18 protein-coding genes are annotated in these 25,846 nt (G+C 35.2%); 11 read left to right on the forward strand and 7 right to left on the reverse strand.

The annotated features are described in order from the left end of the window. Positions 1–36: 36 nt before the first annotated feature. The 3 genes from HNP25_RS04450 to uvrA all read right to left on the reverse strand — a co-directional run bounded on the left by HNP25_RS04450 (position 37) and on the right by uvrA (position 6,116). On the reverse strand, positions 37–1,404 hold the full coding sequence (locus tag HNP25_RS04450; RefSeq protein WP_184130918.1) for a sigma-54-dependent transcriptional regulator: 1,368 nt from the start codon (positions 1,402–1,404) through the stop codon (positions 37–39). A 158-nt stretch (positions 1,405–1,562) separates the two neighbouring features. Continuing rightward, the gene (locus HNP25_RS04455) at positions 1,563–2,762 is read right to left on the reverse strand and encodes an MFS transporter (protein ID WP_184130919.1); all 1,200 of its coding nucleotides are present in this window, start codon (positions 2,760–2,762) and stop codon (positions 1,563–1,565) included. A 465-nt stretch (positions 2,763–3,227) separates the two neighbouring features. Continuing rightward, complete coding sequence (uvrA, locus tag HNP25_RS04460; protein WP_184130920.1) at positions 3,228–6,116, reverse strand: excinuclease ABC subunit UvrA; 2,889 nt, start codon at positions 6,114–6,116, stop codon at positions 3,228–3,230. A gap of 200 nt (positions 6,117–6,316) precedes the next feature. On the opposite strand from uvrA, the gene HNP25_RS04465 reads away from it, so the two are divergent. Beyond that, entirely contained in the window at positions 6,317–6,883 is a 567-nt protein-coding gene (locus HNP25_RS04465) for a hypothetical protein (RefSeq protein ID WP_184130921.1), read from the forward strand. 59 nt (positions 6,884–6,942) lie between these two features. Beyond that, positions 6,943–7,194 carry a hypothetical protein gene (locus tag HNP25_RS04470; RefSeq protein WP_184130922.1) on the forward strand — a complete coding sequence of 84 codons (252 nt, stop codon included), beginning with the start codon at positions 6,943–6,945 and terminating at the stop codon, positions 7,192–7,194. Between the two features lie 2 nt (positions 7,195–7,196). On the opposite strand, the gene HNP25_RS04475 is transcribed toward HNP25_RS04470, so the two are convergent. Continuing rightward, a complete protein-coding gene (locus HNP25_RS04475; RefSeq protein ID WP_184130923.1) occupies positions 7,197–10,133 on the reverse strand; it encodes a DEAD/DEAH box helicase in 2,937 nt (978 codons plus the stop codon). A 468-nt stretch (positions 10,134–10,601) separates the two neighbouring features. Beyond that, positions 10,602–11,840 (reverse strand): tetratricopeptide repeat protein, encoded by a 1,239-nt coding sequence (locus HNP25_RS04480; RefSeq protein WP_229202789.1) that lies wholly within the window; start codon positions 11,838–11,840, stop codon positions 10,602–10,604. A 192-nt stretch (positions 11,841–12,032) separates the two neighbouring features. Between HNP25_RS04480 and hpt the strand changes: the two genes are divergently transcribed. The 4 genes from hpt (at position 12,033) to HNP25_RS04500 (ending at position 16,474) form a co-directional block, all read left to right on the forward strand. Continuing rightward, a complete protein-coding gene (gene hpt / locus HNP25_RS04485; RefSeq protein WP_184130924.1) occupies positions 12,033–12,572 on the forward strand; it encodes a hypoxanthine phosphoribosyltransferase in 540 nt (179 codons plus the stop codon). Positions 12,573–12,857: 285 nt separating this feature from the next. Then, positions 12,858–13,940 carry an alpha/beta hydrolase gene (locus HNP25_RS04490; protein WP_184130925.1) on the forward strand — a complete coding sequence of 361 codons (1,083 nt, stop codon included), beginning with the start codon at positions 12,858–12,860 and terminating at the stop codon, positions 13,938–13,940. Between the two features lie 294 nt (positions 13,941–14,234). Further along, entirely contained in the window at positions 14,235–14,687 is a 453-nt protein-coding gene (locus HNP25_RS04495) for a hypothetical protein (RefSeq protein WP_184130926.1), read from the forward strand. Between the two features lie 221 nt (positions 14,688–14,908). After that, a complete protein-coding gene (locus HNP25_RS04500; RefSeq protein ID WP_184130929.1) occupies positions 14,909–16,474 on the forward strand; it encodes a glycerol-3-phosphate dehydrogenase/oxidase in 1,566 nt (521 codons plus the stop codon). A gap of 73 nt (positions 16,475–16,547) precedes the next feature. On the opposite strand, the gene HNP25_RS04505 is transcribed toward HNP25_RS04500, so the two are convergent. After that, a complete protein-coding gene (locus HNP25_RS04505; RefSeq protein WP_184130931.1) occupies positions 16,548–18,428 on the reverse strand; it encodes an ABC-F family ATP-binding cassette domain-containing protein in 1,881 nt (626 codons plus the stop codon). Between the two features lie 223 nt (positions 18,429–18,651). Between HNP25_RS04505 and sppA the strand changes: the two genes are divergently transcribed. Further along, a complete protein-coding gene (sppA, locus tag HNP25_RS04510) occupies positions 18,652–20,427 on the forward strand; it encodes a signal peptide peptidase SppA (protein ID WP_184130934.1) in 1,776 nt (591 codons plus the stop codon). A gap of 145 nt (positions 20,428–20,572) precedes the next feature. Continuing rightward, a complete protein-coding gene (locus HNP25_RS04515; RefSeq protein WP_184130938.1) occupies positions 20,573–21,070 on the forward strand; it encodes a SixA phosphatase family protein in 498 nt (165 codons plus the stop codon). Here HNP25_RS04515 and HNP25_RS04520 read toward each other — a convergent pair. Next, a complete protein-coding gene (locus HNP25_RS04520; protein ID WP_184130941.1) occupies positions 21,067–21,831 on the reverse strand; it encodes an outer membrane beta-barrel protein in 765 nt (254 codons plus the stop codon). The genes HNP25_RS04515 and HNP25_RS04520 overlap by 4 nt on opposite strands. A 74-nt stretch (positions 21,832–21,905) precedes the next feature. Here HNP25_RS04520 and gldB point away from each other — a divergent pair, with 74 nt between their 5' ends. The 3 genes from gldB to HNP25_RS04535 all read left to right on the forward strand — a co-directional run bounded on the left by gldB (position 21,906) and on the right by HNP25_RS04535 (position 25,444). Next, positions 21,906–22,940, forward strand: a complete 1,035-nt coding sequence (gldB, locus tag HNP25_RS04525; RefSeq protein WP_184130943.1) for a gliding motility lipoprotein GldB — start codon at positions 21,906–21,908, stop codon at positions 22,938–22,940. A gap of 165 nt (positions 22,941–23,105) precedes the next feature. Continuing rightward, positions 23,106–25,022 (forward strand): ABC transporter ATP-binding protein, encoded by a 1,917-nt coding sequence (locus HNP25_RS04530; protein ID WP_184130946.1) that lies wholly within the window; start codon positions 23,106–23,108, stop codon positions 25,020–25,022. After that, positions 25,019–25,444, forward strand: a complete 426-nt coding sequence (locus HNP25_RS04535) for a Fur family transcriptional regulator (RefSeq protein WP_184130949.1) — start codon at positions 25,019–25,021, stop codon at positions 25,442–25,444. Before HNP25_RS04530 ends, HNP25_RS04535 begins: the two co-directional genes overlap by 4 nt. Positions 25,445–25,846: the final 402 nt, after the last annotated feature.

Consider the following 25,846-nt stretch of genomic DNA (forward strand, 5'->3'; position numbering starts at 1 on the left):
TCATTTTTTCCAACATCATTAATCGCTGACATTTAATTAAATATCATACTTCCCTAAACGTCTGTATAAAGCAGTGCGAGTTAAACCTAATTCACGAGCAGCTTTTGTGATATTTCCTTCGTGCCGTTCGATAGCTTTTAAAATAGTTGATTTTTCCATTTCATCAATCCGCAAAGTATTTGGTTCATTACTTATGGCAATAGGATTTTCAATAGAAGAACTTAAATCCAAATCACGAGCCGTTAATACTTGTTCATCCGACATAATTACTGCTCTTTCGATAGCATGTTGCAATTCCCGAATATTTCCTGGGAAAGCATATTTACGTAATTTATCTTTAGCTTTTTCGTCAATTTCACCAAGGTTTTTGTGGTATTGCTGTGCGTAAGTCTTTGTAAAATACTCTGCCAATAAAACTACATCATCGCCACGACTACGAAGTGGCGGCAATGTAATTTCTATGGTATTGAGTCGATAAATTAAATCTTTGCGATACTGATTTTGTGCCGACATTTCTTTGATTGGGGCATTTGTCGCAGAAATCAAACGAATGTCAATCGCTATCGGTGCATTTGTTCCCAAACGAGTTACTTCTCGGTTTTGCAAAACAGTCAATAATTTTGCTTGCTGAGGCAAAGAAATATTCCCGATTTCATCCAAAAACAAAGTTCCTTTATTGGCAGATTCAAAACGACCAGCACGGTCTTCACGAGCATCGGTAAATGCACCTTTTTTATGCCCGAACAATTCTGATTCAAATAAACTTTCGGTTAAAGAACCCAAATCTGCATGAACAAAAGGTTTTCCGGCTCTCATTGATTTTTGATGAATCAATTTTGCTACTTCTCCTTTTCCTGTTCCGTTTTCTCCTAAAATCAAAATATTGGCATCCGTCGGAGCAATCTTTTCGATTTTATAGAAAATATCTTGCATGGCTTCACTTTTACCAAGTAAAGAATTGATAATGGTCGGAGCTGGACTTTTTTTATTTTTATTTGAGATGGGATTTTCTAAAGCAGATTTTTCAAGAGCCTCTTCAATAGAAACTAATAGTTTTTCATTTCGCCAAGGTTTCAATACAAAATCTGTTGCTCCTTCTTTCACCGAACGTACTGCCAAATCAATATCGCCATAAGCGGTAATCATAATTACAGCTACTGATTTATTGATTTCCCTGATTTTACGTAACCAAAAAATGCCTTCGTTTCCTGTATTCAATGAACTTTTGTAGTTCATATCCAGCAAAATCAAATCGAATTGAGTTTGAGCCAATAATGATTGAATGCGTTCAGGATTTTTTTCGGTAACGATTTCTCTTACTTCAGGACGAAGTAACATTTTCACAGCAACCAGTACGTCTGGGTCATCGTCGATAGCTAATATTTTGGCGTTTTTTAGAGACATGTTGGAGATTTAAGCTATGAGTTTTGAGCTGTAAGCCTTTTTTAAACAGAGTAAGCGGTTATAATTAAAAAGTTCAAAAACTGATAACTCAAAGCTCATGGCTGAAAGCTGACAGCTTATTCAAAGATACAATATTGCTAACAAAGGTTGCATCAGATTTATTTCAATCTCTTTAAATACATAAAACCCAAGGTTGATAACACGCAAAAACCTCCCATTACATACCATAAAGTAGTAAAACCAAAGTGTTCTGCCAATTGTGAGCCAATAGTTGGTGAAGAAATTTGAGCAAAAGAATAACACATGGTGTACATCGCAATGTATTGTCCACGGTTAGATTCATCCGAACGTTCTATCGAAAAACTTTGCATGAATGGCATCGCAAACATTTCTCCCACAGTATTTAAAATGATGGAAATCCAGAGTATTCCCACAAAGAAATAGGTATTAAAAACCCAAAAAGATAAAGCCGTTAGAGCAGTTCCAATGGCAATTAAGTTTGTTTTTAGGAATTTTCCATCTAATTGATGTACCAAAATCATCTCGATAAAAGCAATCATCAAGCCATTACAAACCATTAATAAACCAATTTGCGATTCGGGCAAATGATACACCGTTCGGAAATACAAAGGTTCTAAACTGAATAATTGAAAAAATGAAATGGCGTATAAGGTTACACAAACCATAAAAAACCAATATACTTTATCTCGATAAGGCGAAAGAATCTGTGGTTTTTCTATACTCTTTTCAGCATGAATTTTACTTTTTTGAATGGGTGCTTTCAGTAAAACCCTTAACAAAATAGCTGCTACAACACAAGTAATTCCATCTGCCCAAAAGAGTAAATCGTAATTGATTTCAGCAAGAATTCCGCCCATTCCGCCACCTATCGACCAACCTAAATTAATGGCCAACCGATTCAAAGAAAATGAACGAGTACGGTTTTCAGCTTCGCTATAATATGCTAAAGCAGCCGCATTGGCAGGACGAAAACTATCTCCAAATAAAGTAAAAATGAATACTCCTGTACAAATAGCATAAAAATTAGTCAGGTGCATTATCACCAATAACATCGTTCCAGCAAAGAGTAAACTAAAAAATTGGATATAATAAAACCCAATTTTATCTGTCAGTTTGCCTCCTAAAAAAGTACCACATAATGCACCTGTTCCATACACGCCCATCACAATACCAGCGTCAGTTACACTAAAATGCAGTTTCTGAGTTAAGTAAAGCGACAAAAAAGGCAAAACCATTGTACCGCTTCTATTGACAAACATTACACCAGAAAGTAACCATACAGATTTGGGTAATCCTAAGTAAGCATTTCTATAAAGTTGTAACGATTTAGCAAACATCGGGTATTAAAGGTATTTAGTATTGAAAAGCTATTAATGTTGTCAGAAAATAAGCGTTTGATTTATTTTCAATGTTTTAAAAGATAAAAAAACGTGTTGTTTGACAAAAAAACAGGAGAAAATTATTTTATTGTCAAACAAAAATATTAACTTATGTTCAGAATTAATAGCATATAGCCTTATAAGCATATTTCACCTTAGACAAGCCAAAAGCGATGAAAAAAAAGCCTCTTATGCTAACAGCGGAATCCGTTGAAGTCTTAGTAACTAATATCGTCGAAGAATTACTGAAAGGACAAAACACTTACAAGTCAGAAACAGACGCACTGAAACGAAAGATTAAAATTGGTATGCTCAGAACACTGACATATCAAAGATTAATCAGGAAAAAACAACTCATTAACACTAGCCAACAGAACAACTAAATCATTTTAACTTTACCGCCATAAAGTAAAAATGAGTAAATTATTTCAATTTTTCCTTCAAAAAGTCAGCCGTGTAATTTCCTTCTATCTTGGTCATTTGTTCAGGCGTTCCTTCAAAGGTAACGAAACCTCCTTTTTCTCCTCCTTCAGGCCCCAAGTCGATGATATAATCTGATGATTTTATCACTTCCATATTATGCTCAATAATTATCACAGAATCGCCTTGTTCTACCAAAGCATTAATAGCCTTCAATAATTTTTTGATGTCGTGAAAATGTAATCCTGTGGTAGGTTCATCAAAAATGAAAAGTGTTTTCCCTTTGTTAGGGTTTCCTTTTCCTAAGAAACTCGCCAATTTTACTCTTTGGGCTTCTCCTCCCGAAAGTGAATTAGACGATTGTCCCAATTTTACATAGCCCAAACCTACTTCTTGTAAAGGCAATAATTTATCGGCTAGTCTCGGTTGGTCTTTTCTGAAAAGTTCAATCGCTTCATCAACGGTCATGTCCAATAAATCTGCAATGTCTTTGTCGTTGTATTTTACGTCTAAAATTTCCTGTTTAAAACGTTTTCCTCCGCAAGACTCACACTTCAATTTTACATCTGCCATAAATTGCATTTCAATCGTCACGAAGCCTTCACCTTGACAGGTTTCACAACGTCCCCCTTCTACATTGAATGAAAAATGGGCAGGCTTATAACCTCTTGCTTTTGAAATGGGTTGTTCAGAATACAGCAATCTAATTTGGTCATAAGCTTTTACGTAAGTCACAGGATTTGAGCGAGACGATTTTCCAATTGGATTCTGGTCAACCATTTCTACGGCTTCAATCTTGCCAATACTTCCACTGATTTCGGCATATTTACCTGCTTCGTCGGTATAAGTACCCAAATGACGACCCAGAGCTGGATATAAAATCTTACGGATTAACGTAGATTTTCCAGAACCACTTACACCCGTTACAGCAATCAAAATTCCTAATGGAAATTTTACGGAAATATCCTTTAAATTATTCTCATAAGCTCCTTTTACTTCAATAAAACTGGTTGATTTTCTACGGAATTTGGGGACTTCTATCGTATCTTTTCCAGTTAAAAAATTAATTGTATGCGAAAAGGCTTGTACTGGATTTACTTGATTTTCAAGCGAATTAATCGTTTCCCAATTGCCTTGAAAAACCAGTTTTCCACCATTACTTCCTGCATCTGGACCAATATCAATAATTTGGTCAGCTGCACGCATTACTTCTTCTTCGTGTTCTACCACGATTACGGTATTACCCATATCTCGCAGCGATTCCAACACTGAAACCAATCTTTGTGTGTCTCTCGGATGTAAACCGATAGAAGGTTCATCTAAAATGTACATCGAACCTACCAAAGCACTGCCCAAAGAAGTAGCCAATTTGATGCGTTGAAACTCGCCTCCTGAAAGTGTTGAAGACAAACGGTTGAGCGTTAAATAGCCCAAACCTACTTTCTCCATGTACTCTAAACGAGTTTCAATTTCTACTAAAATTCTTTTGGAAACGCCATACTGATAATCGGGTAAATCAAGATTTTTGAAGAAATCACTTACATCACTCAAAGGCATAAGTACCAAATCTATGATTGACTTCCCTCCTATTTTTACATAACCTGCATCTTTCCGCAAACGTGAACCTTTACAATCTGGACAAGTAGTTCGTCCACGGTAGCGTGAAAGCATTACTCTATATTGAATTTTGTGCGTTTCTTTTTCAAGCATCACAAAGAAATCGTCCAAACCTTGAAAATACTCATTACCCGTCCAAAGTAATTCTTTTTGTTCGTCGCTTAAATCTTTATAAGGTCGGTGAATTGGAAAATCGAATTTTGCTCCATTTTTCAGTAACGGAATCAGCCACTCGCTCATTTTATCGGTTCTCCACGGAGCAATCGCACCTTCATAAACCGAAACGCCTTTATCAGGAATGATTAAATCAGGGTCAAGCCCAAGTATTCTACCAAAACCTTCACAGCGTTTACAAGCTCCATAAGGATTATTGAAGCTCAATAAATTCAAAGAAGGTTCTTCAAAAACAATTCCGTCGGCTTCAAATCTATCCGAAAACATTTTGGTTTCATCACCGACAATTTCGACGAAACAAGTACCATTTCCTTCAAAAAAAGCGGTTTGGATAGAATCCGAAAGACGGAATTGTGTTTCTTCGTCTGGCTGACCGTCAGCTTCCTTTTTAATTACTACACGGTCGATGAGAATTTTATAATTATTACTGAATAAATCTATGGCTGGAAGATTTTCCAGTGCTTCTTTATCTTCTAAAAGTTCTTCTAAAAATTTTGTTTCTCCGTCAATGACAATACGAGTATAGCCTTTTTGAAGTAAAATTTTCATTTCTTCCGAAAGCTTCCGTCCTTCTTTCAAATACAATGGCGACAGCACCATTACTCTTTGTCCTTCGTCTTTTGAGAACAAGTAATTCACAACGTCCGTCACCGTATCTTTACGTACTTCTTTGCCCGAAATAGGCGAAAAAGTTGTTCCAATTCTGGCAAAAAGTAATTTTAAGTAATCGTAAATTTCGGTAGTTGTTCCTACCGTAGAACGTGGATTTTTACTCGAAACTTTCTGTTCGATGGCAATGGCTGGCGAAATTCCTTTGATGTAATCGATATCAGGTTTTTCCATTCGCCCCAAGAATTGACGAGTATAAGAACTTAGACTTTCTACGTACATTCGTTGCCCTTCAGCAAAAAGTGTATCAAAAGCCAAAGAAGATTTCCCCGAACCCGACAAACCCGTAATCACGACTAATTTGTTGCGTGGAATGGCAACATCAATATTTTTTAGGTTATTTACTCTTGCCCCTTTGATGATAATAAAACGTTTAGGGTCAAGGTCTTCAAAAGCAGTAGGAAGCTGGTTGATGATTTCGGAATTGTTCATGAAACAAAGATAAGAAATTCTGGGCTGCGAAAATTGGCTTTTCAACAATCAAATATTGATAAAAGAAGTAGGAAATTAAACCTATTTATTAAGAGACACGTTTTACAAAAAGATTGTTTCATGCTTTACAAGAAAATAGATAATCTTTGCGTTAAATTAGCGGATTCTATTAAGGTTTCTAGGAAAAATAAATTATAACCATGCAAAAATTACTTTTTATCATTCTAATCTCTATTGCTGCTTATACAACTTCTTATTCACAAGCTCCTGTTGTTATCAAACAAGATAGTTCTGTTCGGGATTTAGACGAGGAACAAGATGTTAGAGATTTACCTTTCAGCCAAAGAATACGTTTTGGTGGCGGTCTTGGCGGTTTACAATTCGGTAACCCTACTGTAATTGGAATTTCACCGATGGTTGGTTATCAGGCTACTAATGATTTTATCGTTGGTGTTGCTGTTGACTATCAATATTACAAACAAAGAAACTTTGCTTCGCTAAACCAGTACGGGCCAAGAGTTTTCGGACAGTATCGTCTGCATTTCTTGGATAATATTGCATCGAATATGTTTGCTCAGGCTGAACTACAAAAGTATTATTATAAACAAGCAGGTGCTTCATTTGAATATCCTGTACAAACCTTGGCAGGTCTTGGTTTTGGGTTTGGAGGTTTTCAAATCACCGCTCTATACAACCTTACTTATAAAGAGTTTAATTCTCCTTACGGAAGTCCAATAGTATTACGTGTTGGTGGATTTTTCTTCTAAAAAATACTTTACTACAATCATATAAGGCGGGTTTTCAATCCGCCTATTTTTTTGAAAAAATGGAAAAAAAGAAATCAGTCTTTGATAAACTTCGTCCTGTTCTTTTATCTACCATCTTGGGGATTCTTTCTGTATTTATTGTTGCAGAAATTATCTTGATAGGCTTTTTAATTTATGTTTGGTACGCAGACCCAACCAATTCAAGCACTAATTACCTTGAAGAAGGAATCATTATCACAATTATTTTAACGGCTCTAACCTATTTCATGAAAATAAAATTTGATAAATTGGTTAGTGCAGAGAAGAAGTAATTTTATTCTAATAAAGCCAAGACATCATCTTTGGTTAAAGACTTTACAAAGCTTTCTTCTGTCGTAATCAATTCATTCGCAAGGCGTTGTTTACTTTGTTGTAATGCCAAAATCTTTTCTTCAACAGTATTTTTTGTAATGAATTTATAAGTAAATACCGTATTTACTTGCCCGATTCTATGTGCTCTGTCGATGGCTTGTGCCTCAATCGCAGGATTCCACCAAGGATCTAAAATAAAGACATAATCGGCAGCAGTAAGATTGAGTCCCAAACCTCCAGCTTTTAAAGAAATCAAGAAAATTTGAATATCTTCATTTTGTTGAAATTTCTCTACTTGTGCCTGACGGTCGTGCGTACTTCCATCCAAATACGCATAAGGACGAGCTTCTTTGTCGAGGCGTTCTCTGAAAAGGTCAAGATGTTTTACAAATTGACTAAAAATCAACACCTTATGTCCTTTTCCTAAAATAGATTCTAATTTATCCATCACGTCTTCCAACTTTCCAGAATCTCCTTCATACTCAGGGTCAACCATTCTTGGATGATTCGCCAATTGTCTCAGTTTGGTTAAACCTTGTAGCACAATCATTTGCGACATCGCCATTCCTTGCTCGTCGATATGTGCTAGAATCAAGTTTCTAAAATACGATTTCGCTTCTTCGTACTCCTTTTCTTGTTGTTCCGACATTTGTGCATAATGAACACTCTCTATTTTCGGCGGTAATTCTGTGGCTACTTGCGATTTATGTCTTCGCAGCATAAAAGGTTTGATGATTGAATACAATCGGTGAATTTTTGAATCATCTCCCTTTTTTTCAATCGGAACTTGAAATTCATTTCTGAAAAAGTGTTGAGTTCCCAACAATCCCGGATTAATGAAAGTCATTTGCGACCATAAATCCATCGTACTATTTTCAAGTGGCGTTCCAGTAAGCACCAAACGATTGCGAGAATTCAATTGCATTACCGCTTTAGTGATGTAAGAAGAAGGATTTTTTATCGCTTGCGATTCGTCCAAAATCACATAATTGAAACGGTAATTTTTCAGTAAATCAATATCAATTCTGATTATGCCGTAAGTTGTCAATACAACATCATAATTATCGAATACTTCAATATTTTTATCTCGATAAGTACCTGTGTAAGTTAATATTTTTAGTTCAGGGGTGAATTTACGGGCTTCCATTTCCCAATTATAAATCAAGGAAGTAGGCAAAATCAATAAGCTTGGTTGGGCTATTTTTTGCTCTTTTTGCGATTGTAATAACGTTAAAGTTTGAACGGTTTTTCCTAAACCCATATCATCTGCCAAGCAACCACCAAAATGATAATCGTTCAAAAAACGCATCCAATCGTAGCCCGCTTTTTGATATGGACGCAAACTTCCTTTGAAACCTTTGGGCAAATCATAAGCATGGATTTCATCGAAATCTCTCAGTTTTTCTAATTTTCTACTCAGTACAGCTGTCGCTAATGATTCACTCTGTAAATCTTGCACCAAAGAAAGGTGGTGTTTTTTCAGGATAAAGCCATCTCTTTCAGTATGATGTTCGATAAAGGCGAATAATTCTGAATATTGAGTAAACCAAACTTCTGGAATTACGGCAATTTCTCCGTTGGGCAAAGTAAATTCTTTCTTTTTCTGTAAAATTAAATTACGAAGTTTCAGAAAAGGAATTTCAAAATCTCCAAAATGAACAATGGCATTGATATCGAACCAATCGTTACCTTCTGTAATATTTACTTCGATGTTTGAATAACCCAAGAAGTACTTTTTACCATCGTCTTCTACGCTTTGTTCTATGGCAAAACCTGCTTCGGTTAAGGCATGATAGTTCTTCTGAATCCAAGCAAAAGCTTCACTTTTTGGTAAAACCATTTTACCATTTTTAAGCGACAAGCCCAAGGTATCAAGCATAGCTAAAGTAGATTTTTCGAAGGTCAAATCTCTTCTTACTTTATGGAAAACGTAGTCATCGCCTTTTTTTTCCATGCTGACATTTACTTCGGTTGAAAAACTGTCAAACTTAAAAGCATATTCGCCATACTGAAAAGCCAAGCTTATCGACAATTCTAAATCATCATCTTTCTGATTATCAATATCATCAGCATCCGCCATTACAGGTTGGAGGCTTTTATCCGTAGCAAGATTCAGCATTGGAATACCAGAATATGCTTCTGAACGAATTTCAAAACCCTTTGCATAAACATCAAACATGGTAATGATAGACGAAACAAATTTTCGGTAATAATCTTCCTCAATCGTTTTAGGAATCACGATAAAACGCTTTTGTAAGAAAGGACGAAGTTTCTTGCCATCTACTTCTTTGGCAAAATGGTAAAGCTTATTTTCGATGATAATCCAAGCGGGTTCATCGCAAACGATAAAGGCATTTTTATATTGAAAATCCACTTTAGATCCCGCATATTTAATCGTCGGAAAATAATGTGTATTATCGATGTTTCTCATAAAATGAAAAAGTACGGTCGCTTTTTCGGGTAATACTTCCACTTGTTGCCAAATCGGATTACCATCACTGCCCATGATGAACAGTTTTTTCCCAAGCAACAAAGGCAACATTTCGGCTTTTACTTTTTCTACATAAGTAGCAATCATTTCTTGTAAAGCTTTTTCCCCTTTTTGTGGGTCATATACTTTCAAGAAAAAATCGACAACTGAACGTTTTTTTAAGCCTACAAATTTTTTGTAAATATTTTCTGACTGAAGAGAATTAATCAGTTTTACGAGTTGCAAATCGTTTTTATCTAAACCATGTGCAAACTCATTGATATTTTTTATTGATACGTTCTGATTCAATAAAGTAAGTTCTTCTTTGTCGTCGAGTTGAACAACAAAAGCTTCAAAGAGATATCCGAGGTACTCATGACTAAGTACCGAATAGATAATTTGAAATGGCTGAGAAGTAGAAACTTTCATGATATGTTAAATAGATTCAATGTTTTGAAATACAGTAGAGGTAATGAATTTTTAACGGTGAAATTGCTGTACAGAGCGAGAAATACTTTTATTTGATTAATTATGAATTTTAAATATAGGCAAATATGATGAGACTTCCCAAATAATTCATCACAAATTTGGGAGAATCGGCATTAAAAAACAAAACATGAGTCATCCCGAATTTTCTCACAAAAAAGTCAATTTTAAAAGATTTCAATGTTTTTTGTATTTATTCTCGTCCTTACTTTTTGCCTTGATGCAAAAAGTAACAAAAAAATCAAGAATTCCTAAACTCGCTTCGCTCAAACAGTAGGAATTCGTTGTCCATCAATCATAAAAAAGCGGTCGAAATTAGTTTTTCGACCGCTTTTTTATGATTTTAAAATTCGGGATGACTCATGTTTGTATTGTGGTAAATCTATGAAAGATTTTATCATGATTGAATCACTACTTTTTCTTTCTTCTTGCTTTTTTTGCTTCAGCTAAAAGTTTTTTTGCTTCTTCTCTTTGCGAAGATTTTCGTTCAGAATCTTCAATTACTTGTTTGAAGTATTCAATCGCTTTGTCATAATCCTGTTCTTGCGAAGCAATTTTTCCTAAAGCAATCATTGATGACCAGTAATAACCTGAATTGGTAGAGCCAGTTTGTTTGGCAAAATCTATCGTTTTTTGATAATAAGCTCTTGCTTCTTTGGCATCTCTATCATAATTCATGGCATAATAACCCAAAATATATGCAGCATATCGACCACTTACGCCTTCATAACCGGGATAATGTTCCTCTATTTTTTGAAGGATACTTTTGGCAATCGTTTTTGCTTCGGTTACTCTACCCGCTACAAAAGCACTTCTTGCATAAAATCTTTGAAAGAACGGATTGTCAGGATAAGTTTCATAAGTGTATTTCGACAAATTCAAGGCTTTTTCGTTCATGTTTTCCATGCCATAAATCTGTAATAAAAAGTAACGTGCTTCTGTACGTGTATAAAAAGCATTATAACTTACTTTTTCTAACTGACTGATTCCTTTGGGTTTATCACCTTTTGGAAATAACCAAAGTACTGGGCGAAGCATGGCATAATTTTCTTTTACATAATGAAAATAGTAATTATAAAGTCCGTCACCAAACATCAATTCTGGACTAAAATCCGAAAAACTTCTTGAACGGTCGAGATACTTCAACGCATTTTTGGCGGCAAAAGTAGCTTTCGTCCAATGTTTTCTTTCAGAATGTAAACGTCCTTTAAAAGCATAAGCAGCCGCCATAAAGAAAGCCGCTTCTGGGTTTTCAGAATCATCCCAAATTTTTTCTGCCTTTTCAATACTCTTGTCCATGTAATCAATACAACGTTCGTCGTAAATTACATTTTCGGTATTAGGTACAATTTTCCACCACTCCATCAAACCCAATAAAAATTCAGGAAGTGGATGTTCTGGATATTTTACTTTCAAATAATTGAATTCACGTTCGGCTTCATAAAACTTAAAATTATACATGTGATTGATTGCCTGCGTAGCTTCAATCTGCACTTCAGCCGTTAGCAAAAGCATTCCTTTTGAACGTTCCTGTTCTGCTTTTTCGGTGTCCTTCCACCATTGTGCATTGGCGATTTGCTGTTGTGAAAACATCAAAAAACACAAGAGGAATACTTTTATATAAATCGAGGAATCAAATATTTTTTTCATGGATGATTGTCTTTTCTGGATGTAAATTTAAGGAAATTTTAAGTATTGCTCTAACGAATGATACAACGAAAAGCAATCTTAAAAAGTGTTGTGAAGATTTGAGAATATATTTCTTCAAATACTTTCCTCATTTAAAGGATTTGTCTAAACGTTCGGTTTAGCGTATTTTTACAAATTAGCAACCAAGTATTTATGAAATCCACGATACAAGTACACGACAAACATTTTGAAGTATTTATCGAACAAAGTGTTTTAGAAAAGCGAATCGCTGCACTCGCTTCATCAATTAATCAAGATTATACTGGGAAAAAACCTTTGTTTTTAGCCATTTTGAATGGTTCATTTATGTTTGCTGCCGAATTGATGAAATCAATTACGGTTTCTTGTGAAATTACTTTTCTGAGAGTTTCATCATATCAAGCAACCACATCAACGGGAAAAGTACATCAAATTTTAGGTTTATCAGAAAGTATCGAAAATCGTGATATTATCATTATTGAAGATATTATTGATACTGGTTTGACGATGATTGAAATCAAAAAACAATTGCTGGCACAAAATCCAAGCTCTTTGACTATCGCAACGCTTTTTCAGAAACCAGAAGCTTTGAAACAACCCATTGATATTGAATACATTGGATTCGAGATTGAAAATAAATTTGTGTTGGGTTACGGTTTAGATTACGACGGATTAGGAAGAAATTTAGCAGACTTGTATGTGTTGAGCGAGTAAGTTTTTTGTTTTTTGATTGTATGATTTAGGATAAAATAAAAATTTAACTTCTATTTTCTTAACTATTATTATACATAGTCGAAGAAAAACACGGCGATGTTTTTAAAAATAAGCACCTGTATATCAACACTTTAAAATTAAAACTCATCATTCATAATTCATCACTCTTACTTGCTTTGTGTCCATTTAACACAAAAACAGGATTAATAGACTGAAAACAGCCGACTTAAAGCTAAATATCATACTTTATTTAGTTAAATTTGCGGTTCGACAAACAACTAAAGAATGAGTAAAAGTGTATTATATTTTGAACTAACCACCCCCGTTGAAGATAATCGTCCTGTTTATATTTCAGGCAGTTTCAACGAATGGCTTCCCAATAAAGAAGAGTTCCGTTTAAACAAAGTTGAAGACGGAAAATACATATTGAAGTTACCAGATACTATTAAATTACCAGAAAGCTTTGAATATAAATATACAAAAGGCGGATGGAATCAAGTAGAATTAGATGAATTTGGTAAACCGACCGCAAACAGAATTGCCAAAGTAAAAACAGGTGTTTTAAAAGATTTTGTACCACACTGGCGACTAGACGGCGAAAACCTTTCTGGAAATTTAATGCCAGATATTCGCTTAATTTCTGATGAATTTGAAATTCCTCAGTTTGATAGAAAACGTGCTGTTTATATTTTACTTCCTCATAATTACGAAACCTCAGAGAAACATTATCCTGTGATTTATTTACAAGATGCCCAAAATTTATTTGGTGGTGGTTCTGAGTTTGGTAATTGGGGCATTGATAAACAATTAGCTGTTTTAGCAGCTCGTGGTCACGGCGATGTAATTGTCGTTGCGGTAGCACATGGTGGCGAACAACGTTATCAAGAGTATTCTCCTTACAACAACCCAAAAATGGGAAAAGGTCAAGGACGAAAATATGCTCAGTTTCTCTCAAAAACATTAAAGCCATACATTGATAAAAATTTTAGAACTTTGCCAGAACGAGAATTCACAGGTATTGGCGGAAGTTCTTTAGGCGGATTAATCAGTATTTATGCGGGTTTGATGTTTCCAGAAGTATTTGGAAAATTGATGGTATTTTCTCCATCGCTTTGGGTTTCTCCCAATATTTATTTTGATGCCATTGATTTTATTTCTCATTTACCCACCAATATTTATATTTACGCTGGTGGCGATGAAGGAACAATGATGATTCCGAATGTTGAGAAACTGAAACAAACATTTCAAAGACAAGGCATTAGAAAAACGGAAATCAATCTTTCTTATGAACCAGAAGGAATGCACAACGAAGACCAATGGGGCAAAGAATTTCCTAAAGCGATAGAATGGTTATTTTTTAATCAGTAAACGTTATTAGTTAAAATTGTTTTTAATGACATGTGTGTAGGCACGCAAGGGACTTTTTTTTCCAGAAAAGTCTTACTCCTGTGCTTGGTAATATCTACTATCCAAGCAATCTGGCGTTCGCTTTCAAGCGTGGCAATTTGCGTTTTTTCCTTTAATAGCTTACAACTATTTGTATGTTATTTGTGTCTAGGCTTTTGATAGTCACATTAAGAATAGAATCATTTACTTTTGGGTATATTGATTCCATTATATGTTGACGTCAGTTATACTTAGAATCATAAATCTTAGGAAAATATGAAAAATAAATTGATAATCAGCATTATTTATCTCGCCTGTATTTTATGCTCGTGCAGCAATACTGATGTCATTGGCATAGCAGAAACTTCCATTATCATACAAGAAGGTGAACAAAAAATAATTACTATAGATGGAGATAGTTTATCAGTTACACTTATTTCTGTTAAACCTGTATTTTCTGAAGGTGAGTATTCTGATCAAGGTGGTAGATTTATTACTGTCTATGATGCTTCGGTAAAATTCGATGACAAAACTATAGACTTTAGAACTACAAGCGAGATAAACGATAAGCAAAATAACATTGTTAAAGACTGGAATCGTCTGGAGAAAACAGTTGATGGAATTAAAACTTATAAATCTCATCGAATTGGGGTTGCTGATTTATATCCAGAAAATGGGAGAGGTTCGCTAAATCCTGGTAAGCATATAATGAAATTATTAATTAGATAATGACTTAACATTTGAATTGATTTAACAACTTTATAAAAGGCTCATTTATTTACAATTTTGTAAGTAGATGAGCCTTTTTTTTGTTTTTATACTTTAGTTTTCTCTCAAAAGGATGATACTTCAATAAAGCATTTTTTTTCGTTGAATATCTTATATTTTTGATAATCTTTGACATTGGCAATTATTGGTATATTTGTAAATCATCAGGTAATAATTCCATTATGAATCGTAAAGAACAGTTAAGAAAAATTTCGACTATAGCACAATTTGATTTATGTATTATCGGTGGAGGGGCAACTGGTGCAGGCATTGCGTTGGATGCAAGCCTCAGAGGTTTGAAAGTACTATTAATTGATAAATATGACTTTGCTGGACAAACCACTTCAAAGTCCACCAAGTTGATTCATGGAGGCGTTCGTTACTTGGAACAAGCAGTAAAAAAACTGGATTGGGAGCAGTACAAAATGGTGCAAAAAAGTTTACACGAAAGAGACACCTTGATAAAAAATGCACCACATCTTACTCGTCCCTTGGCTTTGTTAACGCCTTGTTACTCTTGGATAGAAGGAATTTATTTGACTATCGGACTAAAACTTTATGAATGGATTGCAGGAAATCATGGCATTGGAGCAAGCAAATGGTTATCTAGAAAAGAAGCTTTAAAAACAATTCCTGAGTTAAAAAAGGAACATCTTACTTCGGCAGTTTTGTATTACGATGGGCAACTCGACGACGCTCGTTACTGTTTGGCAATACTTCAAAAAGCAGAAACTTTAGGTGCAACAATCTTAAATTATGCCGAAGCCATTCGATTTGAAAAAGATAGTCAAGGAAAATTAACGACACTTCATATCAATGATACTTTGAATGAGAATACTTTCTTGGTTCAATCTAAAGTATTTATCAATGCTACTGGCCCATTTGCAGACCATGTTCGTAAAATGGCAAACCCAAAACTAAAACCAAGAATGAAAGTAAGTCGTGGAGCACATATTGTTCTCCCTGCTTCTTTAATGAAGAATGAAACCGCTATTTTAGTCCCAAAAACGGATGATGGACGAGTACTCTTTATCATTCCTTGGCAAGACCATCTTTTGGTAGGAACAACTGATGAAGAAGACAAACTTTCTGAAAATCCAGCTTTAGAGCAATATGAAATCCCTTATTTACTGAGTTATGTAAATCGTTATCTGGAAAAAGAAGTAAATCCAGCAGAAATAACCAGCGGTTTTGCAGGACAAAGACCTTTACTTGGAAAAGCAGAAAAAGGTTCTGATACCAAATCTCTGGTTCGTGACCATGAAGTAGAAATTGATAAAAATAGTCAATTAGTAAGTATCATGGGCGGGAAATGGACAACTTACCGATTGATGGCAAAAGACACCATCGACCAAATTTATGAGCATCTTTGGCAACAAATACCTGCGGATTGTACTTCGGAACATCAACTATTGCATGGTGCAGAAGGTTATCGTTTTGATGATTGGGAAAAGCTTTCAGCACAATATCAAGTACCTTCGGAGGTTGCACAGCATTTAATGAAAAAATATGGTTCATTCGCCGAAAAAGTATTAAAACTAACCGACAATCAACCTGAATTAAAAGCATTGATTCATCCAAATCATCCATTCATTAAAGCAGAAATTGTTTATACAATTCAAGAAGAAATGGCAATGACCAGTAAAGACATTTTGGAAAGAAGATTAGGCTTGGCGTTGAGAGATGCGAAAGTGGCGAAAGAATCGGAGGAAATGGTGGAAAGTTTTTTAGTACAATTTAGTAGATAAGTGGCAAAAAAATATTTCATTTCTACTGAGGGAATACTTCGCTCAATAGAAATGAAATAAATAGCACTTCAAATTACTCAGAAAGCTCTAACCAACGTAATTCTTTTTCATCAAGTTCGTTGGTGGTTTCTTCGATTTGCTTTGCCCAAGCTGTCAAATCTTCGTAGCTACCGCCATTATTGAGTCTTTCAGTAAGTTCTGCCTTTTTCTTTTCTAATTTTTCAATAGCTTTTCCTAAATCATCATATTCTTTTTGTTCTTTGAAAGAAAGCTTTCTTTTGGTCGTCGAAACCTGAACCGAAGGTTCTAATTTATGATTATTCGTAGAAACTGGTTCGCTTTTCACTTTTGGCTTTTCGCCTAAAGTAATTTCATTTTCTTCCAACCATTCTCTGTAATCAGTATAGTTTCCGGGGAAATCTCTGATTTGTCCGTCGCCTTCAAAAACAAAAAGGTGTTCTACCAATTTATCCATAAAGTAACGGTCGTGAGAAACCAACAATAAACAACCGCCAAAAGCAATCAAGAAATCTTCTAAAATATTCAACGTCTGAATATCAAGGTCGTTGGTAGGCTCATCAAGAATCAAAAAGTTGGGATTTTTGATGAGTACTTTCATCAATTGCAAACGTCTTTTTTCACCACCAGATAATTTATCAACAGCGGCATATTGTACTTTTGGCTCAAACTTGAAGTGTGTTAAAAACTGACTGGCAGAAATGGTTTCGCCCGTTCCAACCGTAACAACCTCCGCAATATCTTTAATCACATCAATTACTTTATCGCCCGGTTTAAAGTCCAAATCGCCTTGAGTATAATAGCCATATACAACGGTTTCACCCGTGGTAATACTTCCAGAATCTGGTTGTAGATTTTGGGTAATCATGTTCAAGAAAGTAGATTTCCCGATACCATTTTTTCCAATAATTCCGATACGGTCTTTTCGTTGAAAAATGTAAGAGAAGTTTTCTACAATTTTTTGATTTCCGAAACCTTTATTCAATCCTTCAATTTCCAAAATCTTACTTCCTTGACGAGACATTTTTACGTTCAAAGTCACTTTTGAATCGTCTTTCGTTTGAGATGCTTTGTCTTTTAGTTCATGAAAAGCATCAATTCTATACTGAGCTTTCGTTCCACGAGCTTTCGGTTGGCGACGCATCCATTCTAATTCTGTGCGTAAAGTATTTTTGGCTTTGTCGATACTGGCTGCTTCCGAAGCTTCACGTTCAGCCTTTTTTTCTAAGAAATAACTATAATTTCCACGATATGGATAAATCGTTCCGTTATCTAATTCAGCAATGTTATTACACACTCTGTCCAAGAAATAACGGTCGTGCGTTACCAAAAGTAATGTAATATTCTGTGCAGAAAGCGTTTGTTCCAGCCATTCGATCGTTTCCAAATCCAAGTGGTTGGTAGGCTCATCGAAAATCATCAAATCTGGTTCTTCGATTAATACTTTCGCCATTGCCACACGCTTGCGTTGTCCACCAGAAAGCTGAGAAATTTTGCGTTCAAAATCATGGATTCCTAATTTCCCCAAAACCTGTTTTACTCTGCTTTCATAATCCCAAGCATCGTGTTTGTCCATCATTTCCAGAGCATCCGACAGTAAATCAGAATCTTCTGGATTTTCCATTGCTTTTTCATACATTTTCAAGGCTTGATTGGCAGGAGAATCACCCGTGAAAAGGGTATCCATTACACTAAGATTTTCGTCAAAATCAGGGTTTTGGAAAAGATAGCCAACCGAAATCCCTTTGCGGATACTTACTGTACCTTCGTCAGAAGGAATCAAACCTGCTAAAATGTTCATTAAAGTAGTTTTACCCGCACCATTTTGTCCGACTAACGCTACTTTATCTCCCTTAGAGATACCAAAATTTATGTTACGAAATAACCAACGTTCGCTGTAGTTTTTCGAGATATTTTCTGCTGATAAATAATTCATATCACAAAGGTAGGAAGTAAAGCTGTAAAAGGGTAGAGACTTGAGAGAAATCAACTTATGTAAATAGCATACTTTGCAATCCGTCCTCCCATCAAGTCAATTCTCCATTGAACATATAAACTTTTTTTGGGGAAACAAGTAAATTTATTTTTGGGTTTATGACTTATCTGAATATTGATTAATCTTGTAAGTTGTAAGCGTTAAAAACCAAAACAAAAATCTTATGTTGCAATTTCTTAAATATGTTTTAGCCACCGTTGTAGGATTAATCTTGTTCGCTATTGTTAGTGTTTTTATACTCGTTGGTATTGCTGCTGCGGTAGGTTCTTCAGAAGATACTACTGTTTTAAAAGACAATTCTGTCTTAAAATTAGACCTTAATCATGCTATCGAAGAAAATGTAAGCGATGACGAAAATCCTTTCAAAGATTTAGGCGGGCCATTTATGGATAGTAACGAAAGTATCGGAATGGTACAAATTCGTGAAGCCCTTAAACGTGCTGCTGCTGATAGTCACATCAAAGGAATTTACCTTCAAGCTCATTATCCTCAAGCAGGTTATGCACAATTGGAAGAAATCAGAAATGCTCTTTTAGCCTTCAAAAAATCTGGAAAATTCATTTATAGCTACGGTGAATCATTTACTGAAAAAGGCTATTATGTTACTTCTGTTTCGGATAAAATTTACTTGAATCCAGCAGGCGGTTTAGATTTCAATGGTATCAGTGCCGAAGTAAGTTTTTACAAAGGAGCTTTGGATAAATTGGACATCAAACCTGTGGTTTTCAGAGTGGGAGAATATAAATCTGCCGTTGAGCCTTACCTCCGTGAAAATATGAGCGATGCCAACAAAGCACAATATTCTACTTTGTTGAATAGCATCAATAACCATATTTTTGAACAAATTTCTGCTTCTCGTAATGTGGATGTGGCAACGCTAAAAAAAGTAGCTGACGAGTTATTAGCTTACAAACCTAAAGGTGCTTTAGCCGCAAAATTGGTAACAGATGTTGGCTATTACGATGAGTTTGAAGCCGATTTCAAAAAAACGCTTAAAAAAGAATCTGAATCTAAAATTGATTTTGTAAATCTTTCAAAATTCTTAAAAGCTGATTCTGCTATTCCTTTTAATGATACGCAGAACAAAATTGCGGTAATTGTAGGAGAAGGAGCAATTATTGGCTCAAAAGCTGACAAAGGAAATATTGGCTCAGATGATTGGGTAGCAGAATTACGTAAAGCTCGTGATGATAAAAAAGTAAAAGCCATCGTGTTAAGAATTGATAGTCCGGGTGGTTCATCTTTGGCTTCTGATGTGATGTGGAGAGAGGTTGTATTGGCAAGGAAAGTAAAACCAGTAATTGCTTCAATGGCTGATTATGCGGCTTCTGGCGGTTATTATATGGCGATGGCTGCGGATACGATTGTAGCCGAACCTACAACGATTACAGGTTCAATCGGGATTTTTGCTCAGTTTTTCAACTTTGAAAATTTCTTGAAAAATAAATTAGGAATCACCAACGACCGTGTAAATACCAACGCTCACTCTGATTTCCCAACGGTTACTCGTGAAATGACAGACTTTGAAAAAGATTGGTTTCAAAGAAGTGTCGATGCAGGTTATGAAACCTTTACTTCTAAAGCAGCGAAAGGACGTAAAATGAGTATCGAAAAATTGAAATCTTTAGCTGGCGGACACGTTTGGTCGGGGATCGAAGCTAAATCTAATGGATTAGTGGATGTATTAGGTGGTTTAGAAGATGCGATTAAAATTGCAGCAAAAAAGGCGAAATTGAAAGAAGGTGACTACAAAGCGAGATTCTATCCTCAACCAAAATCTTTCTTTGAAGAGATTTTCGACAAAAAAGAGGATGCTGTTCAAGCGAAAATCATGAAAGCACAATTCGGCGAATTAGCTCCTTACGTAAAACAAATTCAAGATTTGAAAGCTCGTGAAGGCTTAATGACTTTAATGCCAGAAGTAATTGAGTTTAAGTAATTTCAGGTAACAATAATAATTTCAGCGTAAATTTACAGGGAATATTTCCAGTAGATTTACGCTGAAATATTTTCCAGACAACCCAAATTATTATTTACGGATTAAAAGAAAATCTGTGAATAAATAATCAATAAGGCTTGATGAAATGAAAAAACTAATATTCTTTTTTGGAATTACCTTGTTGTTTTCTTCTTGTGCCAAAGAAGCTACGATTTTTGTAGTACGTCATGCCGAGAAAGATTTAGTGTATAAAGGCGATGACCATTTTCGTCCTTTAAATACTGCTGGACATCAACGTGCTGGTATTTTAGCCAAGCGATTAGCCAATGAAAAAATAGCTAAAATTTACGCTACAGAATATTTAAGAGTACAACAAACTGGAGATTCTTTAAGAATCAATCAAAAAATAGATACGGCTATTTACAGTGCTAAAACTGCTTACTTTTTTGATAAAATCAAGCAGGATAAAGTACAAGGTAAAAACATATTAATCATTGGTCATTCTAATACTGTTCCAGAAGTTATTCGATTTTTAGGCGTAAAATTTGATTTGAAAATCATTCTAGATACCGAATACGACAACCTTTATCTCGTAAAAATGAAAGGCAAAAAAGTAATTGATTTCAAGGCTGAAAAGTTCTAAAACTTCAAGCCTAAATCAAGCAAGATTAAACCATTTTTCGTGACTAAATCTTTGTAAGCTTTTGTATTATTGATTTCTGTGAGTCCTCTTTGATATTGTATCCCGAAAATAAACGAATCATCGCTTCCTCCAAGTCTTTTCTCAAATCCTAAACCTAATAATAAACCAATGTCGCCCATGTTAAATATACTGGGCTGGTTACCTACTCTTTGACTATATTGAAAAAGTGGATTACTTGCTTTATCAATTGGTTTTTCTGCAATTTTCAAATCAACTATTCCTCCGAATTGCAAGTAAACAGGTGTGTCCGAGAAAACACCATCACTAAAAATCTTTAGCGTTACGGGTACTTGCAAGTATTGCAAATTGAAAGCGGCTTTATTACCAGTACGTTCATCAGTACTGAGCGGATATTCCACAAACAATCCATTATTATAGAAATTATTACCAACTGAATAACTCTCGCCTTTGACGGTGTACCATAAACCTGTACTAAAAGCGTACTTCTCGGCAAAGTAAAGGTCAATGATTGGGCCTAAGCTCATTTTCAAGTTAATACCCGAAGCATCTAAATCCCTAAAATCTTTAGAAGTTTCCACTTCATTGAGTGTAATATTCGGGGAAAACTTAAAGCCAATTTTTACTTTATACAAACCACTACGGTAGCCACTGCTGTATCTGGAACCGTATCCATAATTCTGAGAATAGACACTGGATGCCATCAACAGAATAAAAAGGACTAAGAATGCGTTTTTCTTCATAATTTTGTATTGTTAAATAAGTTGTTTTCAATTAAAACACGGCTGACAGCGGTAAAACTATTAATCCAAAAGCTATGCTTCTAAAATTAAAAATATATTGTATCTCCATTTTCGTCTTATGTCTGGTTTTTGCTTGCTCTTCTGAAGAAAATGAAAATGCTGACCCTGATGTAAGTAAAGTGCAAGTAAATATTACTATTCAACGACTTGACAAAGAATTACTTGCATGCAAAGATAAAATTCAACTCATCAATTTTTTCAATACACACAAAAGCTTCACCAGTACTTACTTTCAGGCTTTACCCCAAGATTTTGAGAAATTAGCGGAAAGATTATTGCCAGTGATTACCAATCAAGCCTTTCAAGATTTTTACAAACAATCTCAAGAACCTGCTTTTTTCGGAAATACTCAGCTCGAAGATGACTTTAAAGAAGCTTTCCAGCATCTCAAATATTACTATCCTGACTTTAAAGAGCCCAAAATTATTACAATTTTTACAGGTTTTTTTGCTCAAGATGTACTAAGTAGTCCAGAATTAATGATTTCGGACTCATTAATTATTATTGGACTTGATTATTTCATGGGGAAAAAAGGTAAATTCTTACCAGACATCTACGATTATCAATTAAGAAAAGCCGCACCCAATGCCATTGTACCACAGGCTGTCCTTTTACTTTCTGCCAAATACAATGCAACCAAACCGTCTGAAAAATCGTTATTATCTGATATGATTTGGTATGGGAAAAGTTATGTTTTCGGACATACAATGATGCCATCGAAGGCAGATAGTTTGTTTATTGGATATTCTGATGCACAATTGACTGACTGCTATACTTTTCAGAAAGATATTTGGGCACATTTTATTGATAACAAATTACTCTATACCAACGATGCACCTATCAAAGCAAAGTACATCATGGAAAGACCAGTAACGGCAGAAATTGGAGCATCTTGCCCAGGAGCTATTGGTCGTTGGTTAGGTTGGCGAATTGTTGGAAAGTACTTTGATGAAAATGAAAAACTGACGATTCAAGAATTAATGAAGCAAACGGATGCTCAAAAAATCTTTGAGCAATCAAATTATAAAGGATTACCAGACGAAGAATGATGTTCGATTTGGGATTGAAGATTTCGGATGTTGGATTTTTATCAGCCTTAGTTTTGTAAAACCTATAGAAAACACATACAATTGGCTTAGAGCCTAAAGCAAGTAAAACATTGACTCAAAGCTGAAAGCCGATGGCTGAAGGCTAATTAATAATTAAACCCAATAATGGCAAAGCGAAGTAGCAGTTTTGGAGCAGGAGTTTCTCCAGAAGATAAGAAAAAAGTAAGTAAAGAAGGTTTCAAAAAAGCTTTAAAGATTTTCAGATTCACCCTTCCTTATAAAGGCACATTTGCCATAGGTTTTGTGTTTTTGATACTCTCTCAAATCACCACCATGAGTATCCCTTTATTAATGGGGCAAATGGTTGGAGCAATTGTTTCACCAGAACAAATGGCAAACGCTACTACAGGAATGAGTAGTGGAATGGTAACAGACAAATTGCAAAATGTTTTTCAGGAAGCCCCTAAATTCACCTTGAATGAAGTAACCTTAATTTTTGTGGGGCTGTTAATTCTTCAATCGGTATTCTCATTCTTTAGAGTAATTACTTTTACAAGAGTATCGGAGCAGTCTATGCGTGACCTCCGCAATGCACTTTATTCTAAAATCATTACTTTACCTGTGCCTTTTTTCGAGAAAAATCGTGTGGGTGAATTAATGAGTAGAATCACAACCGACGTTTCTCAATTACAAGATATTCTTTCTATTACTTTGGCAGAACTCTTCCGCCAGATATTTACATTGATTGGCGGTATTATTTTGATTTCGTTTTTATCAAGTAAGCTAACGCTTTTTATGTTATTAACTTTCCCTTTCTTAGTGGTTGCTGCCATTATTTTCGGAAAATTCATCCGTAAAAATGCAAAGAAAGTACAAGACGAATTAGCTGCTACCAATATCATCGTTGAAGAAACCCTACAATCAATCAATGTCGTAAAAGCATTTACCAACGAAAGCCTTGAAGCACATCGCTATGGTTTATCCGTACAAAAAGTGGTTGATTATGCCTTGAAAGCGGCTACTTTCAGAGGTGGTTTTATTTCCTTTATCATCTTCGTATTGTTTGGTGGAGTTGTGGGCGTAGTGTGGTATGGTGGAAACTTGGTTTTACAAGGAGAATTAGCCTTTAAAGACCTTTTCACGTTTATTATCTACACAGGTTTTATTGGTGGTTCTGTGGGTGGTTTGGGCGATATGTATGCACAAATTCAAAAAACAGTAGGTGCTTCTGAACGTATCTTAGAAATTTTAGGAGAAGAATCTGAAGTAAAAATTACCGACATTACTGTTCCAAGTAAAGTAACTAAAACAGAAATTCCTAATGCTGGAACACCAAAAATTCAATATCGCAATGTAGCTTTCCAATATCCTTCTCGTCCAGATATGCCAGTGTTGAAAGACATTTCTTTATCAGTAAAATCAGGTGAGAAAATAGCGTTGGTGGGTCATTCAGGAGCAGGAAAATCTACGATTGTACAATTGTTGATGCGTTATTATCATCTTGCAAAAGGCGAAATCTTAGTGGATGGTAAAAACATCAATACTTTTGACATTACTGATTTAAGAAAAAACATCGCCATTGTACCACAAGAAGTAATGCTTTTTGGTGGAACGATTTATGAAAATATTGCTTATGGAAATCCAGAAGCAACAGAAGAATTAGTGATTGAAGCAGCCAGAAAAGCAAATGCTTTAGAATTTATCAATTCATTCCCTGAAGGATTCAAAACCATCGTCGGCGAGCGTGGCGTGAAGCTTTCGGGTGGTCAGCGTCAAAGAATTGCCATTGCCCGTGCTATTTTGAAAGACCCTGCTATTTTGGTGCTAGATGAAGCTACAAGTGCTTTGGATTCGGAATCTGAAAAATTGGTGCAAGATGCTTTAGACCGATTAATGCAAAATAGAACGACGGTCATTATTGCTCACCGTTTGGCTACAATTCGTAATGTCGATACTATTTATGTATTGAAAGATGGCGGAATAGCCGAAAAAGGAACGCATGATGAATTGGTTTTGATTGATGAAGGAATTTATGCTAACTTAGTAAAGTTGCAGTTTGATAATGCAATGATGATAGAATGAAACCAGCAATAAAAGATACATTAAAAACATATAACCTTCGCCAGACTGATTGTCGTGAAGGTATTTTGGATGTTTTCATGAACAAAGAACATGCTCTTGCTCATGCCGACGTAGAAGCACAACTTACGGAACAATTCGATAGAGTAACTGTTTATAGAACGCTAAAAACGTTTGTCGATAAAGGATTGATTCATAAAGTATTGGATGATGAGGGTGGCGTAAAGTATGCACTTTGCAAGGATAATTGCCATGCAGGAGATCATACGCATCATCATGACCATGTGCATTTTAAATGTACAGCTTGCGGATTAACTACTTGTTTAGACCATGTGGTGATTCCAAACTTTATCCTTCCAGAAGGTTACAAACGTGTGGAAACAAATTTGTTGGTACAGGGAATTTGTAAGAGTTGTAATCGCTAATGGACTTTAGGACTTGAAGACAGAAGAGGCAAGATTCAAGAAGCAAGATTTTTTGGGAAGACTTTAGGAGTTTGGATTTGAAGACTTCAGGCTTTGAAGATATAAGAGGCAAGACACAAGAAGCAAGATTATAGTTTAAAGTATTTCAATACTTTAGACATTAAGCAATGGGCTATTCAGAGATGGATAGCCCATTTTTTTGTACTTATATTTAACTTTTCTTTCGACTTTAATTGCATAGATTTTAGGACTTAAAGATTTGTAGAACTTCAAGAAGACAGCTTCATTGACATACAACAAAACCCTATTCCTGTATGGAAATATTCCATTGTTATACAGGAAAATAATATTCCTATATAGAAATGCTCTGTTTCTGTATAGAAACGATAATTTGCTTTAAAA

Origin of the sequence: Arcicella rosea (assembly GCF_014204325.1) — a bacterium.
GTDB classification, from domain to species: Bacteria; Bacteroidota; Bacteroidia; order Cytophagales; family Spirosomataceae; genus Arcicella; species Arcicella rosea_A.